Source organism: Pseudomonas sp. LAMO17WK12:I5 (genome assembly GCF_900215165.1).
Classification (GTDB): domain Bacteria; phylum Pseudomonadota; class Gammaproteobacteria; order Pseudomonadales; family Pseudomonadaceae; genus Aquipseudomonas; species Aquipseudomonas putida_A.
In genome coordinates, this window is record NZ_OBDS01000010.1 from 307615 (window position 1) to 322914 (window position 15300).

15 protein-coding genes are annotated in these 15300 nt (G+C 58.5%); 10 read left to right on the plus strand and 5 right to left on the minus strand.

Translation table 11 applies throughout. The features are described from left to right. The first annotated feature begins 5 nt into the window (after nt 1-5). On the plus strand, nt 6-857 hold the full coding sequence (locus tag CRO59_RS19810; protein WP_097089189.1) for a ChaN family lipoprotein: 852 nt from the start codon (nt 6-8) through the stop codon (nt 855-857). A gap of 226 nt (nt 858-1083) precedes the next feature. On the opposite strand, the gene CRO59_RS19815 is transcribed toward CRO59_RS19810, so the two are convergent. The 4 genes from CRO59_RS19815 to CRO59_RS19830 form a co-directional block, all read right to left on the minus strand. Next, nucleotides 1084-1884, minus strand: a complete 801-nt coding sequence (locus CRO59_RS19815) for a Crp/Fnr family transcriptional regulator (protein WP_097089187.1) — start codon at nt 1882-1884, stop codon at nt 1084-1086. Nucleotides 1885-1900: 16 nt separating this feature from the next. Beyond that, the gene (locus tag CRO59_RS19820) at nt 1901-2173 is read right to left on the minus strand and encodes a TfoX/Sxy family protein (protein WP_003228231.1); all 273 of its coding nucleotides are present in this window, start codon (nt 2171-2173) and stop codon (nt 1901-1903) included. Nucleotides 2174-2453: 280 nt separating this feature from the next. Further along, nucleotides 2454-2798, minus strand: a complete 345-nt coding sequence (locus CRO59_RS19825) for a pentapeptide repeat-containing protein (RefSeq protein ID WP_007963914.1) — start codon at nt 2796-2798, stop codon at nt 2454-2456. 91 nt (nt 2799-2889) lie between these two features. Next, complete coding sequence (locus CRO59_RS19830; RefSeq protein WP_097089185.1) at nt 2890-4446, minus strand: bifunctional aminoglycoside phosphotransferase/ATP-binding protein; 1557 nt, start codon at nt 4444-4446, stop codon at nt 2890-2892. 116 nt (nt 4447-4562) lie between these two features. On the opposite strand from CRO59_RS19830, the gene mrcB reads away from it, so the two are divergent. The 3 genes from mrcB to CRO59_RS19845 are packed head-to-tail and all read left to right on the plus strand — an operon-like array spanning nt 4563 to nt 7994. Continuing rightward, complete coding sequence (gene mrcB / locus CRO59_RS19835; RefSeq protein WP_097089183.1) at nt 4563-6887, plus strand: penicillin-binding protein 1B; 2325 nt, start codon at nt 4563-4565, stop codon at nt 6885-6887. A gap of 16 nt (nt 6888-6903) precedes the next feature. After that, nucleotides 6904-7659, plus strand: a complete 756-nt coding sequence (locus CRO59_RS19840) for a hypothetical protein (RefSeq protein ID WP_096797538.1) — start codon at nt 6904-6906, stop codon at nt 7657-7659. Then, complete coding sequence (locus tag CRO59_RS19845; RefSeq protein ID WP_097089181.1) at nt 7659-7994, plus strand: YqcC family protein; 336 nt, start codon at nt 7659-7661, stop codon at nt 7992-7994. The genes CRO59_RS19840 and CRO59_RS19845 overlap by 1 nt, the downstream gene beginning before the upstream one ends. A 94-nt stretch (nt 7995-8088) precedes the next feature. Here CRO59_RS19845 and CRO59_RS19850 read toward each other — a convergent pair whose 3' ends face one another. Then, a complete protein-coding gene (locus CRO59_RS19850; RefSeq protein ID WP_097089179.1) occupies nt 8089-8505 on the minus strand; it encodes a DUF4124 domain-containing protein in 417 nt (138 codons plus the stop codon). 399 nt (nt 8506-8904) lie between these two features. Here CRO59_RS19850 and CRO59_RS19855 point away from each other — a divergent pair, with 399 nt between their 5' ends. The 6 genes from CRO59_RS19855 (at nt 8905) to msrQ (ending at nt 14880) form a co-directional block, all read left to right on the plus strand. Further along, on the plus strand, nt 8905-10629 hold the full coding sequence (locus CRO59_RS19855) for an acetolactate synthase 3 large subunit (protein ID WP_027614081.1): 1725 nt from the start codon (nt 8905-8907) through the stop codon (nt 10627-10629). A 2-nt stretch (nt 10630-10631) separates the two neighbouring features. Beyond that, nucleotides 10632-11123, plus strand: a complete 492-nt coding sequence (gene ilvN / locus CRO59_RS19860) for an acetolactate synthase small subunit (RefSeq protein ID WP_003205610.1) — start codon at nt 10632-10634, stop codon at nt 11121-11123. A gap of 48 nt (nt 11124-11171) precedes the next feature. After that, nucleotides 11172-12188, plus strand: coding sequence for a ketol-acid reductoisomerase (gene ilvC / locus CRO59_RS19865; RefSeq protein WP_007959661.1), 1017 nt, complete (start codon nt 11172-11174; stop codon nt 12186-12188). A 146-nt stretch (nt 12189-12334) separates the two neighbouring features. Next, nucleotides 12335-13192 carry a CDP-diacylglycerol--serine O-phosphatidyltransferase gene (gene pssA, locus CRO59_RS19870; RefSeq protein WP_027614080.1) on the plus strand — a complete coding sequence of 286 codons (858 nt, stop codon included), beginning with the start codon at nt 12335-12337 and terminating at the stop codon, nt 13190-13192. Between the two features lie 63 nt (nt 13193-13255). Further along, entirely contained in the window at nt 13256-14269 is a 1014-nt protein-coding gene (gene msrP, locus CRO59_RS19875; protein ID WP_027614079.1) for a protein-methionine-sulfoxide reductase catalytic subunit MsrP, read from the plus strand. Next, a complete protein-coding gene (msrQ, locus tag CRO59_RS19880) occupies nt 14269-14880 on the plus strand; it encodes a protein-methionine-sulfoxide reductase heme-binding subunit MsrQ (protein WP_097089177.1) in 612 nt (203 codons plus the stop codon). The genes msrP and msrQ overlap by 1 nt, the downstream gene beginning before the upstream one ends. Nucleotides 14881-15300: the final 420 nt, after the last annotated feature.

The following is a 15300-nucleotide window of genomic DNA, read 5'->3' on the forward strand; positions in this document are numbered from 1 at the left end:
ATGGTATGCGCGGGATCTGGTTGTTAGCGGTGTTGTGGCTGACGGGGTGTCAGCATGTTGCTGCGCCACCACCAGTCAGCGGTGAGATACGCGATCTGCACAGCGGCCAGGTGTTGACGGCGCAGGAACTGCTGGCGCGTCTGGCCAAGCCGCAACAGCTGATCATTGGCGAGCAACATGACAACGCCGATCATCACGCTGTGCAGTTATGGCTGTTGCAGGCGCTGGGTGAGCAGCGGCCCCAAGGCAGCCTGCTTTTGGAGATGCTCACGCAGGATCAACAGCCGAAGGTTGATCAGGTTCGTCATGCGGCAACGCCGCCTAGCGATCTTGCCGCCGCGTTGGTCTGGCAGGATGGCTGGGACTGGAATCTTTATGGACCGATCGTTCGGTTCGCCCTCACGCAAGGCTATCCGCTGTTGGCGGCCAATCTGGATAACAGCGAAATCCGCGCGTTCTATCGTCAGCCGCCAGTCCTGAGCGGTGTTCGCAGCAATGCGGCCTCGGTGAAAGCCAGGCTGCTTGAGCAGATCAGCGATTCACATTGCGGCTTGCTGCCCAAATCACAGATGCCGGCGATGCTCGCGGTTCAGCAACAGCGCGATCGGCGCATGGCCGAACGTTTGCCGGCAGCGCCGACGCCCGCCTTGTTGTTGGCGGGTGCCTGGCATGCGCGCAAGGATGTTGGCGTGCCGCTGCACGTTCTGGATCTGGGCGCATCCCAGGCGCCAACGGTGCTGATGCTGGCCGAGCAGGGTGCCGAGGTTACTGTGGCGATGGCCGATTACGTCTGGTACACCCCGGCCACGCCCGCGCAGGATTACTGCGCACAGATGCGCAAACAATTTGGCCAATGACTTTTCCACAGGCAAAAAAAGACCCGGTAAAAACCGGGTCAAATAACCGTGATTAGCCTGATGAGGAGATAATCTGAGAGTCCGAACCAAGGGCTTTTCAGAATATCGACTGATCTCGCGACCAGTTGTGATAATCATAGCGATTCTCATTAGCGAGTCAACCACTGTTTTTCCATTTACTTGATTTAGTCGTACAAATGGCCGGAATGTCCCGGAAACAGGGGGCTTAACGCGCAGCCTTGATCGCATCCAGTTGCGTAATTTGCTGATTGAGCTGGCCAATACGCCGGGCCATGCTCTCAATCAGACTGTGGGCAATTTTCGGATTGTTGCGGGTCATGCTCAGAAACTGTTCGCCTGGAATCAGCATCACCGTGCTTGGCTCGCGGGCGATGACAGTGGCATTGCGCGGTTCACCGGTGAACACCGCCATGGCGCCGAAAATCTCGTCCTTGGGCACGTCGCCAACCTTGTGTCCATCCACGAACGCTTCGGCATGCCCCTCGATGATCACGAAGACGTGATCGGCGGCATCGCCCTGCTGGATCAACACCTCACCGCTTTCGACCCGTTTGAAGCCATTGGTGCTGCGAAACTCCCGTGGCTTCAGTTCGGCCACCGCGTGTGCCAGCAGCGCCATCTGCCCCAGCAGATACTCAAGCCACTGCTCGGCCCGGCCCGGTTCGGCATACAAATGCTGGAACAGATCGGTTCGCCGATAGGGCAGCAAGCGCGATGGTCCGTCGCTGCGCAGACGGCAGTCGGCCCAGGCGTCACCTTGCTGCAGACCGAGCAGATCGCCTTCCTGCCAGTAAAAGAGCGCACGACCGCCGATATAGCCGTGGATCACGCCTTCTGTCAGCAGAAACAGCTGATCGTGTGGGAGCTGCTCCATCAGGTCGTCAGAGATTTCTGGCTCAAAGGCTGGCCCGCATGGCGCAAGGCCTTCCAGCCAGCGCGCGGGCAAGCTCTGCAAGCGATTGATCAGTGCATCGACCGGTGCCGATTGTTCTCCGAGCAGATACATGGCCGTCAGTGCCTGTTCAGTTCTTGTGGCGCGAGGAAATGGCTTCGAGCTGCTTGTTCAAGGCGTCTTTGCGTTCGGCCGGGATGTCGTTCCAGTGCACATCCATCAGCGCCCCTTCGATCGCGTACAACAACACCTTTGATGCGCGAAACCCGCGGGTACGCACGGCCCGATAGGCGTCCACCGCCCCCAGGCGACGCAAGTCCGAGGCGCTGTGGATGCCCACGGCATGCAGCCACTGCGCCGACGTCTTGCCAAGATTCTTCAGGTGTTGCAGTTCATCATTCATCAAGCCTCCTTGCGACGGCCGAATGGTGCGTGGGCGATCTTCTCAGGAGTGTAGCCATCAGTAGGAAAAGCGTGGTTGTTTGGTCGGATTAGACGCAAACGCTTCTAAGAAAGGGGCTGCGAACGCAGAAAGGAGGGAAGAAACGCGGAAATAATGTGGGAGCGGGCTTGCTCGAGAAGGGGGGCTGTCAGCCACCAGATGTAACGACTGACACTACGCCTTCGCGAGCAAGCCCGCTCCCACAGGGGAAAGGCGTCGGGTCAGAGAAAGATAAAAATTATCAGCGAGTGCGATAGCGCAGGCGGGTGCCGAAATTCATCGACATCAGGATCTCGTCCGCACTCAGTTCCGGCGGGAAGTACGCGCCGGAAATCTGCGCATGGGCCAGGCTCGCGCCTTCGAGCGATGAATTACGGAAATCGATGCCACGCAAATCGGCAGAGCGGAAATAGGCGTCCCGGAAATCCACGCCATCGGCGTTCAGTTCACGCAAGTCGAGACCACGGAAGTCGCCACCGACCATGTCGATCGGGCCGTCGTTCGGGCGTTCCTTGTTGAAGCCTGCGATGTCGTCTTTGTGCAGCAGGGCATAAAGCGGGGTGTCGAGAAGTTTCGGCTGGCTCATGTCACATCACCTGTTGGTTTTATGACGCCAGTATAGTGCCACTATTTGACGGCCGTGAAGCAAGCGAGGGCTTCACGGCCGAAATAGTTTCTTACAGGCCTGGCAGGCGCTGACGGATCTGTGCGACTACGGTGTCGAGGGTCCCGCTTTCATTGGTCTGCACGCGCTTGCTGCGCAGAATCTCTTCTGGCGTCAGTGCTTCGCGGCTGGACTGCTGGGCCTCGATTACCGCCAGCGTGGCGTCGGAAGGGTCCTTTTTGTCAGCCTGACGAATCGCCAGCCAGCTCTCGATCACGGCTTGCGGTGCGTTGCAGTCGAGAATCAGGAACGGCGTGCCGGTGGCCTCGGCCACTTGAGCGGCGTTGTCGCGTTGCTCGCGCTTGAGGTAGGTCGCATCGATCACCACCGGGAAACCGGCGTGCAGGATCACTCCGGCAATCTCATGCAGGCGGGCATAGGTGGCAACGCTGGCGTCGGCGCTGTAAATCCCGGCCTGCACGTCGTTAGCTACGGTCTGCTCACCGAACAGGCGCTTGCGCTCGACGTCGGAACGCAGGCGAATCGCGCCCAGCGCTTCGACCAGACGCATCGCCACGTGGCTCTTGCCGACAGCCGATACGCCGTGGGTGATGGCCATGAAGCGCGAAGGAATGGTGCTGTAGCTTTCCGCCAGGTTGGCGTAGTTGCGGTACTGGCGCAGGGTGGTGGCGCGCTGCACCGGGGTGGCATCCGCCGGCATGCTGAACAGCGCGACTTTGGCGCGAACCAGTGCGCGGTAGGCTTTATAGAAGTTCAGCACTTCCAGGCCTTGATAGTCGCCGGTCAGCTCCAGGTACTGACTGATGAAGCGGCGGGCGAGGGATTTCAGGCCACGGTCTTCCAGGTCCATCGCCAGGAAACCGGTGTCGGCCCAGACGTCGGTGAAGCGGAACGGTTCGTTGAACTCGATGCAGTCGAAGATCACCACTTTGCCATTGATGACAGTGGCGTTGCCCAGGTGGATGTCACCGTGGCATTCGCGAGTGAAACCCTCGGCCTTGCGCTGGCTGAACAGAGCCTTGAGACGATCGAAGCTGCTTTCGGCCCAGGCTTGCAGGGCTTCGAGTTGCAGCAGATCGTTTTTGTCGCTGAGGAACGGCAGGATCTGCTCGAAGTTCTGGCGCACCGGGGCCATCACGCTGTCCGGGGTCCCGGCCTCGTGTTCGGCCGGGACTTTTGGCGCACTGAGGTGGAATTTGGCGATCTGCTCGGCCATTTCATCAATGTGCTGGGTGGTCAACTCACCGTTGGCTTGCAGGGTGCTGAGCAGGCCGGTCTGCGGGAATTGACGCATCTTCAGCACATATTCGATCACCGGGCCGTCGCCACCCAGTTGTGGCGCCTCGACGCTGCCGGTCACCGGCAACACGTCCAGATACAAATCATCGGTCAGACGTTGGTTCAGACGCAGTTCTTCAGCGCAGAAATGTGCGCGCGACTCCAGGCCAGTGAAGTCGAGGAAGCCGAAATTCACTGGCTTCTTCACTTTATAAGCAAACGGGCCGGTGAGGATCACCCACGAGATATGGGTTTCGATGACCTGGAACCCTTCGACGGGGTGCGGGTAGAGGGCCGGGTTTTGCAGGGCAGCGATCAGGGACTGGCTCACGGGCGATCCTTCAGAGACTGGGAAATTCGAGGTCGCCATTATGGCCGCTCGCCAGCCTGACGCAAACCTCGGAGCGCTCCTGTTGAGTATGAATAAAGTGCGTATAATCCGCCGCCATGACTCGAACTCGATCCCCCCGTACCAAGAAAAAACCAGTCTCCAAGGGCCTCAGCCCGTGGTTGAGCTGGGCCATTAAACTCAGCCTGGTCGGCCTTGTGGTGCTGGCCGGCTTCGCCGTTTACCTCGATGCCGTGGTGCAGGAGAAGTTCTCCGGCAAGCGCTGGACCATCCCGGCCAAGGTCTACGCGCGTCCGCTGGAGCTGTTCGTCGGACAAAAGCTGAGCAAGGATGATTTCCTCACCGAACTCGACGCCTTGGGCTATCGCCGCGAAGCCGTGAGCAATGGCCCAGGTGCCGCCGCCGTCAACGGCAATACCGTTGATCTGAATACTCGCGGCTTCCAGTTCTATGAAGGCCTGGAAAAAGCCCAGCCAGTACGCGTGCGTTTCTCTGGCGACTATGTGGCCGAGCTCTCCGGGCTCAACGGCGGTAAATTGTCCGTGGTGCGGCTTGAGCCGCTGATGATCGGCGGCATCTACCCGAAAAACCTCGAAGACCGCATCCTGATCAAGCTCGATCAGGTGCCACCGTACCTGCTGGAAACCCTGGTAGCAGTGGAAGACCGGGACTACTACAGTCATTGGGGCGTGTCGCCGAAGTCGATTGCCCGGGCCATCTGGGTCAACACCTCTGGCGGCAAGATGACCCAGGGTGGTAGTACGCTGACCCAGCAACTGGTGAAGAACTTCTACCTCACCAACGAGCGCAGCCTGAGCCGCAAGCTCACCGAAGCGATGATGGCGATGCTGCTGGAGCTGCACTACGACAAGAAGGAAATTCTTGAGGCCTACCTCAACGAAGTCTTCGTCGGGCAGGACGGTCAGCGTGCGGTGCATGGCTTTGGTCTGGCCAGTCAGTTCTTCTTCGGTCAGCCACTGTCGGAGTTGAAACTGCATCAGGTAGCGTTGCTGGTCGGCATGGTCAAAGGTCCGTCCTACTACAACCCGCGCCGCAACCCCGAGCGTGCGCTGGAGCGGCGTAACCTGGTGCTCGACGTGCTTGAGCAGCAAGGCGTGGCGACTGCCGAACAGGTCGAAGCGGCGAAGAAAATGCCACTGGGTGTGACCACGCGCGGCAAGCTTGCCGACAGCTCGTTCCCGGGCTTTATCGATCTGGTCAAACGCCAGTTGCGCGAAGACTATCGCGACGAGGACTTGACCGAAGAAGGCTTGCGGATCTTCACCAGTTTCGACCCGATTCTGCAGATGAAGGCCGAAGCGTCGGTGAATGACACCTTTAAACGCCTGGCTGGACGCAAGGGCTCCGATGACGTGGAAGCGGCGATGGTCGTGACCAACCCGGAAACCGGCGAAGTGCAGGCGATGATCGGTAGTCGTCAGGCCAGTTATGCCGGTTTCAACCGGGCGCTGGACGCCGTGCGGCCGATCGGTTCCCTGGTCAAGCCAGCGGTGTATCTGACCGCACTGGAAAAACCGAGCCGTTACACGCTGACCAGTTGGCTGTCGGATGATCCGCTGTCGATCAAAGGCGCGGACGGCCAGGTGTGGAAGCCACAGAACTACGACCGTCGCTCCCACGGCACAGTCTTCCTCTATCAAGGGCTGGCGCATTCGTACAACCTGTCGACCTCGCGCCTGGGTCTGGAAGTCGGTGTGCCGAATGTGCTCAAGACCCTTGCGCGTCTGGGCGTGACCCGGGAATTCCCGGCGTTCCCGTCTATGTTGCTGGGTGCTGGCGGCATGACCCCGATCGAAGTGGCGACCATGTACCAGACCCTCGCCAATGGTGGTTTCAACACACCGATGCGCGGGATTCGCAGTGTGCTGACCGCCGATGGCGAACCACTCAAGCGTTATCCGTTCCAGATCGAGCAGCGTTTCGATCCGGCGTCCATCTACTTGATCCAGAACGCCATGCAGCGTGTGATGCGTGAAGGTACCGGCAGCTCGGTTTACAACGTGCTGCCCAAGACCCTGACGCTGGCCGGCAAGACCGGTACCAGTAACGATTCGCGTGACAGCTGGTTCGCCGGTTTCAGTCAGGATCTGCTGGCGGTGGTCTGGCTGGGCCGTGACGACAACGGCAAGACCCCGTTCACCGGGGCGACCGGTGCGCTGCAGGTGTGGACCAGTTTCATGCGCAAGGCCGATCCGCTGCCGCTGGACATGCCGCAGCCGGACAACATTGTGCAGGCGTGGGTCGATTCGCGTACCGGGCAAGGCTCCGATGCCAACTGTCCGGGGGCGGTGCAGATGCCGTATATTCGCGGCAGCGAACCGCCACCCGGCGCCGCGTGTGCAAGCGAAACGCCTGCCTCGCCGGAGTCGGTGATGGATTGGGTCAAGGGCTGGATGAATTAAGCAAAGAGGGTTTCAAGTGAACAAGTGGTTGATTCCAGCGGTGACTGCCGTGGCTTTGCTCAGTGGCTGCTCTACCGTACAGCGTGGTTCGATCCCAGTGGTGGACGCCGGCACAGCCGTGTCCAACAGCGAACGGCTGTCGGCCAACGGCGGTTTCCGCAAGACGACAGTCACACGCCCAGTCCAGGGCCAGGCGCAATCCCAGGCCATCCCGCAAGGCGATACCGGCGTGGTGGTGATGGTGCCGGGTGGTGGCGCCACAACATCGGCGCCGATCAGCTCCTCGCCGATCGTTCCGGGCCCGGCTTCCGGCGGAATCACCGCAGGGCCGTACAACCCGTCGCCGGTCGAGTCGGCACCGATCAACTCCGGCAGCTACAGCATGCCTTCGACGCCAAGCGGGATTCCTTCGGCCAGCAGTGGCGGTGGTCTGTCGGCGGACGAACAGCTCGATGGCCCGGTGCTCGCCTTGCTGACCACTGCGCAACAGCAGCAGGCCGGTGGCGACCTCAACGGTGCGTCTTCCAGCCTCGAGCGTGCTCAGCGTGTAGCCCCGCGTGAGCCGCAAGTGCTCTATCGTCTGGCGCAAGTGCGCATGGCCCAAGGCGACGCGCCACAGGCCGAGCAGTTCGCCCGTCGTGCGCTGACCATGGCCAACGGTCGTCCGGACTTGCAGGCCAACCTGTGGGAGATCATCGCGCAGTCCCGTGAGAAACAAGGCGATTCCGCCGGCGCAGCGCTGGCTCGTCAGAAGGCCAAGGTTTCGCTGTGATGGATTCCCGTTTCCCGAAAATCGCCGATCAGTTGCTGCTGATCGAGCGTGAACTGCGCGCGCAGGGTTGGTGGGATGACGTTCAGCCATCGGCCGAAGCCCTGAGCAGTGTCGAACCGTTTTCGGTCGACACGCTGGATTTCGAGCAATGGCTACAATGGATCTTCCTGCCGCGGATGAAGATGATCCTTGAGCAGGACTTGCCGTTGCCCAATGCTTCGGGCATTCAGGAAATGGCTGAAATGGTCTTCGCCCAGCGTAATCTGCAAGGCAAGGATCGACAGCTGCAGGTGCTGCTCAAAGAGTTTGACCTGCTGATCACCGCCTCGCGCTAAGCCTCTGTAGGAGCTGCCGCAGGCTGCGATCTTTTGATCTTGCTTTTGAAAACAGCATCAAAAGATCGCAACCTGCGGCAGCTCCTACAGGTGCTTATTCGCAGTTTTGCGCAATCTGCTTCTGTGCTTCGATGATGCGCTCCTGACGCTGCGCATCGTCCAGTCGCCGCAATTGCCCATCCACTTCTTCCCGCAAACGCGGATTGTTCTGCAATTGCGCCAGGTTCGTCCGTGCCTGTTCGCAAAATGCCTTGAGCTGCGCCTGCTGCTCCGCCACCTGTTTCTTCACCTTGTCGTCGATGGCTTTCTGATCGCCCAGCGCACCACTGCCAGGCATGGCGGCAGGTTTCGTTGGGGGCGAGGAGGGCGTCTGCACAGTCGTCGCCGGCAGCCCTTGCGGTGGCTGCGCATCGAAGTGCGTGACGCCCTGGGCATCTACCCATTTGTAGATTTGAGCGGCCGAGCACCAGGGGCTGAGGCCGATCAGCAGAGTTAACAGAAGCGTTCGCATGCTGATTCCTTGGCAAAATTGCGCAATTGACGCTAACAGAGTAGCTGTTTTCAGGTTTTTTCTTGCGTTCTCATGTGCTTACCCACAATTAAGCACATTGACGGCTTGACTTGGAGAGGGCGAAACAGAAGAATCCAAAGTCCGCTGTAGAGGGACTGCCAGAAGCAGACCCACTCGGTAGATCATGAGGCGCATATCCGCGTCGACCTGTTACACCCGCAACGCGTTACCTCGCGCTGGGTGGGAAAGGCCCGCAACACTTGGGACGATCCCAATACTTGCTCAGTCAGTGCTGACGTAGTCGGCGACCACCGTCGCTCATGCTCTGCCGAGAAGTAAACCTATTAAGACCCGCCCCTTTTGTGTGGACGGTATTCTGGCGTTTTAGAGGTGAACAACGTGGAGCTTTTATCTGGCGGTGAGATGCTCGTCCGCTTCTTGCGTGACGAAGGCGTCAAATATATCTACGGGTACCCGGGTGGTGCTCTTCTTCATGTTTACGATGCCCTGTTCAAAGAACCGGAAGTGACCCACATCCTGGTTCGTCACGAACAAGCGGCTACCCATATGGCTGACGGCTATGCCCGTGCCACCGGTAAAGCCGGCGTGGTATTGGTGACATCAGGTCCTGGCGCCACAAACGCCATCACCGGTATCGCCACCGCCTATATGGATTCGATTCCAATGGTGATCATTTCCGGTCAGGTGCCAAGCACCATGGTCGGCACCGACGCGTTCCAGGAAACCGACATGATCGGTATCTCCCGGCCGATCGTGAAGCACAGCTTCATGATCAAGCACGCCTCGGAAATCCCGGAAGTCATGAAGAAGGCCTTCTACCTGGCGCAATCCGGTCGTCCGGGCCCGGTCGTGGTCGATATCCCGAAAGACATGACCAACCCGGCCGAGAAGTTCGAATACATCTTCCCGAAAAAAGCCAAGCTGCGTTCCTACAGCCCGGCCGTCCGCGGCCACTCCGGGCAAATCCGCAAGGCGGCAGAAATGCTCCTGGCAGCCAAACGCCCAGTGCTCTATTCCGGTGGCGGCGTGATCCTCGGCAACGGTTCCGCACCGCTGACCGAACTGGCGAAAATGCTCAACCTGCCAGTGACCAACACCTTGATGGGCCTGGGCGGTTTCCCTGGCACCGACCGGCAGTTCATCGGCATGCTCGGCATGCACGGCAGCTACACCGCCAACCTGGCGATGCACCATGCCGACGTGATCCTGGCTGTCGGCGCGCGTTTCGATGACCGTGTGATCAACGGCGCGGCGAAGTTCTGCCCGAACGCCAAGATCATCCACATCGACATCGACCCGGCTTCGATCTCCAAGACCATCAAGGCCGACGTGCCAATCGTTGGCCCGGTGGAGAGCGTCCTGACCGAAATGGTCGCGATCCTCAAGGAAATCGGTGAGACCCCGAACAAGGAGTCCGTTGCCAGTTGGTGGAAGCAAGTCGATGAGTGGCGTGGTGATCGCGGCCTGTTTCCTTATGAAAAGGGCGACGGCAGCCTGATCAAACCGCAGACCGTGATCGAGACCCTGTGCGAAGTGACCAAGGGCGATGCCTTCATCACCTCCGACGTGGGCCAGCACCAGATGTTCGCGGCGCAGTACTACACGTTCAACAAGCCGAACCGCTGGATCAACTCCGGTGGTCTGGGCACCATGGGCTTCGGTTTCCCGGCGGCCATGGGCATCAAGTTGAGCTTCCCGGATGACGACGTTGCCTGCGTCACCGGTGAAGGCAGCATCCAGATGAACATCCAGGAGCTGTCGACCTGCCTGCAATATGGCTTGCCGGTGAAAATCGTCATCCTGAACAACGGTGTTCTGGGGATGGTTCGTCAGTGGCAGGACATGAGCTATGGCAGCCGCCACTCGCACTCTTATATGGAGTCGCTGCCTGACTTCGTCAAACTGGCTGAAGCCTACGGTCACGTCGGCGTGCGCATCACCGATTCGAAGGATTTGAAGTCGAAGATGGAAGAGGCGTTCGCCATGAAAGATCGTCTGGTGGTGATCGATATTTCGGTCGATACCAGCGAGCACGTCTATCCGATGCAGATCAAAGACGGCTCCATGCGCGATATGTGGCTGAGCAAGACGGAGCGTACTTAATCATGCGGCACATTATTTCCCTGCTTCTGGAAAACGAACCCGGCGCTTTGTCTCGCGTAGTCGGCCTGTTCTCGCAGCGCAACTACAACATTGAAAGCCTGACGGTGGCGCCAACCGAAGACCCGACGCTGTCGCGTCTGACGCTGACCACTGTCGGCCACGATGAAATCATCGAGCAGATCACCAAAAACCTGAACAAGCTGATCGAAGTGGTCAAGCTGGTGGACCTGTCGGAAAGCGCTCACATCGAGCGCGAGCTGATGCTGGTCAAGGTCAAGGCCACTGGCGCCCAGCGCGCCGAGATCAAACGCACCACCGATATTTACCGTGGACAGATCGTCGACGTCAGCGCCAGCGTGTATACCGTTCAACTGACCGGTACCAGCGACAAGCTCGACAGCTTCATTCAGTCCATCGGCACCGCATCGATTCTGGAAACTGTCCGTAGTGGCGTGACCGGCATTGCCCGCGGCGACAAAGTACTCAGCATCTAAACCAAATTAGCGAATGGCCTGAACGGCCTGGATATATAGGGGAAATTCATGAAAGTTTTCTACGATAAAGACTGCGACCTGTCGATCATCCAGGGCAAGAAAGTTGCCATCATCGGTTACGGTTCCCAGGGCCACGCCCAAGCGTGCAACCTGAAAGATTCCGGTGTCGACGTAACCGTCGGTCTGCGTAAAGGTTCGGCTACCGTTGCCAAAGCCGAAGCTCACGGCCTGAAAGTGACCGACGTGGCCGCCGCTGTTGCCGGCGCCGACCTGGTCATGATCCTGACCCCGGACGAATTCCAGTCCCAGCTGTACAAGAACGAAATCGAGCCGAACATCAAGAAAGGCGCCACCCTGGCCTTCTCCCACGGTTTCGCGATCCACTACAACCAGGTTGTTCCGCGTGCCGACCTCGACGTGATCATGATCGCGCCGAAAGCGCCGGGTCACACCGTGCGTTCCGAGTTCGTGAAGGGCGGCGGTATCCCTGACCTGATCGCGATCTACCAGGACGCTTCGGGCAACGCCAAAAACGTTGCACTGTCCTACGCAGCTGGCGTGGGTGGCGGTCGTACCGGCATCATCGAAACCACCTTCAAGGACGAGACCGAAACCGACCTGTTCGGCGAACAAGCCGTACTGTGCGGCGGTACCGTTGAGCTGGTGAAAGCCGGTTTCGAAACTCTGGTTGAAGCTGGCTACGCGCCGGAAATGGCCTACTTCGAATGCCTGCACGAACTGAAGCTGATCGTTGACCTCATGTACGAAGGCGGTATCGCCAACATGAACTACTCGATCTCCAACAACGCCGAATACGGCGAGTACGTGACCGGTCCGGAAGTGATCAACGCCGAATCCCGTCAGGCCATGCGCAACGCCCTGAAACGTATTCAGGACGGCGAATACGCCAAAATGTTCATCAGCGAAGGCGCGACCGGCTATCCTTCGATGACCGCCAAGCGTCGTAACAACGCCGCTCACGGTATCGAAATCATCGGCGAGCAACTGCGCTCCATGATGCCGTGGATCGGTGCCAACAAGATCGTCGACAAAGCCAAAAACTAAGTCGTCATCCTTGTACGAAAAACGCGGCCTCGGCCGCGTTTTTTCGTTTGAAACCGATGGTTCTGGTATAAAGCTGCATCGTTTGTGGCCGAACCGTCGTCACAGGCACCTGTCGAAACTTTCCAAACCGTTGCAAGGTAATGTCCATGAGCGAACGTCCCGAAGAGCCGAACCAGGCTTCTGACGCCGAAAGCCTGCTGCCCATCGATGAACATGTCGAGGAAGGGCACGACGCGGAAGGCCGTAAAGTCCGGCATCGTGGTATCTATCTGCTGCCGAATCTATTCACCACTGCGAACCTGTTCGCAGGGTTTTATTCCATCATCAACTCGATGAGTGCCCAGGCTGCCTTGAGCGCCGGTGACTCTGCGAATGCGAGCAAGTATTTCGCCTTCGCCGCGATCGCGATTTTCGTGGCCATGGTGCTCGATGGTCTTGATGGCCGTGTAGCGCGCATGACCAATACGCAAAGTGCCTTCGGCGCCGAGTATGACTCGTTGTCGGACATGGTCGCGTTCGGTGTAGCGCCGGCGCTGCTGGCCTTTGGCTGGGCATTGGGCGACATGGGCAAGGTCGGCTGGATGGTCGCCTTCATCTATGTCGCCGGTGCAGCATTGCGTCTGGCGCGTTTCAATACCCAGGTCGGTACGGCGGACAAGCGCTATTTCATTGGTCTGGCCAGCCCGGCGGCTGCAGGCGTGGTGGCGGGTATCGTCTGGGCGTTCAGCGATTACGGCATTCAGGGTTCGAAGATGTCGTTCCTGGTCGCCTTGATGGTGGCGGCTGCCGGCATGTTGATGGTCAGCAACATCAAGTACAACAGCTTCAAGGAGCTGGACTTGAAGGGGCGCGTGCCGTTCGTGGCGATCCTCGCCGTGGTGCTGGTGTTCGCCGTGGTGTTCAGCGATCCACCGCGAATTCTACTGCTGGTGTTCCTCGGTTACGCCGCTTCCGGCCCTGTGCAATACCTGTTGCGTCTTCGTCGTCACAAAAACGCCGAATGATGTAATTTCCCGCATACTCCGCAGTCTATGGGTGCATCTGTCCTCCAAAACTGCGGAGTTGCCATGCTGATCAAAATCCCCAAAGCGTCCGACTGCCATGAGTCGGATGTCACGCCTGAATCCATTTATCTTTCTCGTCGCCAATTGCTCGGAGCTACCGCTGCCGGTATCGCCGTGAGCAGCCTGCCGCGTTGGGCCACTGCCGGGGATGCGTCGCGTTATGTCGATGTCGAGCCGGGCAGGGCGCCTGCCTGGTTTGCTGAGAAGCTCCCTTCTACCAAGTGGGGCGCCGTCAACGTCAAGGATGAGGCGATCACGCCTTATAAAGACGCGACCCATTACAACAACTTCTATGAGTTCGGCACCGACAAGGGTGATCCGGCGGCCAATGCCGGTTCGCTGAAAACCGAGCCGTGGAGCGTTGTCGTCGATGGGGAAGTGGGTAAGCCCGGGCGTTACGCGCTGGAAGACTTCATGAAGCCGTACCAGTTGGAGGAACGTATCTATCGCCTTCGCTGTGTTGAGGCGTGGTCGATGGTCATCCCGTGGATCGGCTTTCCGATCTCTGCGCTGCTCAAACAGGTCGAACCCACCTCCAACGCCAAGTACATTCGCTTTGAGACTCTGCAGGATCCCAAAAGCATGCCGGGTCAGCGCTCAGGTTTCGCCCTGATCGACTGGCCATATGTAGAAGGCCTGCGCTTGGACGAGGCGATGAGTCCGCTGGCGATTCTGGCGGTTGGCATGTATGGCCGTGAGTTGCCGAATCAGAACGGTGCGCCGCTGCGCCTGGTAGTGCCGTGGAAGTACGGCTTCAAGAGTGTGAAGTCCATCGTGCGTATAAGTCTGGTCAGCGAGCAACCGAAAACTACCTGGCAGAGCATCGCGGCAGATGAGTACGGGTTTTATGCCAACGTGAATCCGACGGTTGATCACCCGCGCTGGACTCAGGCACGGGAGCGGCGTCTGCCGAACAGTCTGTTCAAGCCGAATGTGCGTGATACACAGATGTTCAACGGCTATGCGGATGAAGTCGCTTCTTTATATACAGGGCTCGATCTGCGGAAGAACTACTGATGCGATATCCGTTCTGGCGTGTAGGCGTTTTTATCGCTGCGGCGATTTGGCCATTGCTCTGGTTTTATCAAGCGTTCGCCGATTTGCTCGGGCCGGATCCTGGCAAAGTCCTGGTTGATCGATTGGGGCTGGGGACGTTGGTATTGCTGTTGATTACATTGAGCATGACGCCGTTGCAGAAATTGACGGGGTGGGCGGGCTGGATTGCTGTGCGCCGTCAGTTGGGACTTTGGTGTTTTGCCTATGTGGTTCTGCATTTGTTCAGCTATATGGCGTTTATCCTCGGCTTCGACTGGTCGCAGTTGGGCGTGGAGTTGCGTAAGCGGCCGTACATTATTGTGGGGACGTTGGGTTTCCTTGGTCTGTTGGCGTTGGCGGTGACTTCCAATCGCTACAGTCAGCGCCGTTTGGGTGTGCGCTGGAAGAAATTGCATCGGTTGGTGTATGTGATTCTGGGGCTGGGATTGCTTCATATGTTGTGGATCGTGCGTGCTGATCTCAAGGAGTGGGCGATCTATGCCTTTGTGGGGGCGGCGCTTTTGCTGCTGCGGGTGCCTGCCGTTGCGCGTCGAATTCCGCGCTTGCTGACTAAAAAGCAGGTTTTGCAATAAAACTGAAATTAACGGTTGACGGCAGATTCAGGAGGTCTATAATTCGCCCCACTTCCGGCGCAGTCGAAACGGAAAACTCCTTGAGATTCAACGAGTTACGCAGTTTTCGGCAGCGACTTGCTTCAGTTCATCGAAGCCTGGAAAGAGTTGAAAGAGCGGTGATGTTTGGCTCTTTTGACGGTTCGATCTTCTCGGTCGAAAGCGGAGAAAAAGAGGTGTTGACAGCAGCGTGTAACGCTGTAGAATTCGCCTCCCGCTAACGAGAGATCGGAAGCGCAAGTGGTTGAAGTTGTTGAAGAATTCTTCGAAAACTTCTGAAAATAATCACTTGACAGCAAATGAGGCTGCTGTAGAATGCGCGCCTCGGTTGAGACGAAAGATCTTAACCAACCGCTCTTTAACAACTGAATCAAGCAATTC

Bases quoted from the DNA above. Each gene is read 5' to 3' on its own strand.
- CRO59_RS19820 (WP_003228231.1), bottom strand. From the start codon at position 2,173: ATGAATGATGAACTGCAACACCTGAAGAATCTTGGCAAGACGTCGGCG.
- ilvC (WP_007959661.1), top strand. From the start codon at position 11,172: ATGAAAGTTTTCTACGATAAAGACTGCGACCTGTCGATCATCCAGGGC.
- CRO59_RS19825 (WP_007963914.1), bottom strand. From the start codon at position 2,798: ATGAGCCAGCCGAAACTTCTCGACACCCCGCTTTATGCCCTGCTGCAC.
- ilvN (WP_003205610.1), top strand. From the start codon at position 10,632: ATGCGGCACATTATTTCCCTGCTTCTGGAAAACGAACCCGGCGCTTTG.
- CRO59_RS19810 (WP_097089189.1), top strand. From the start codon at position 6: ATGCGCGGGATCTGGTTGTTAGCGGTGTTGTGGCTGACGGGGTGTCAG.
- msrQ (WP_097089177.1), top strand. From the start codon at position 14,269: ATGCGATATCCGTTCTGGCGTGTAGGCGTTTTTATCGCTGCGGCGATT.
- CRO59_RS19850 (WP_097089179.1), bottom strand. From the start codon at position 8,505: ATGCGAACGCTTCTGTTAACTCTGCTGATCGGCCTCAGCCCCTGGTGC.
- CRO59_RS19815 (WP_097089187.1), bottom strand. From the start codon at position 1,884: ATGTATCTGCTCGGAGAACAATCGGCACCGGTCGATGCACTGATCAAT.
- pssA (WP_027614080.1), top strand. From the start codon at position 12,335: ATGAGCGAACGTCCCGAAGAGCCGAACCAGGCTTCTGACGCCGAAAGC.
- mrcB (WP_097089183.1), top strand. From the start codon at position 4,563: ATGACTCGAACTCGATCCCCCCGTACCAAGAAAAAACCAGTCTCCAAG.
- msrP (WP_027614079.1), top strand. From the start codon at position 13,256: ATGCTGATCAAAATCCCCAAAGCGTCCGACTGCCATGAGTCGGATGTC.
- CRO59_RS19845 (WP_097089181.1), top strand. From the start codon at position 7,659: ATGGATTCCCGTTTCCCGAAAATCGCCGATCAGTTGCTGCTGATCGAG.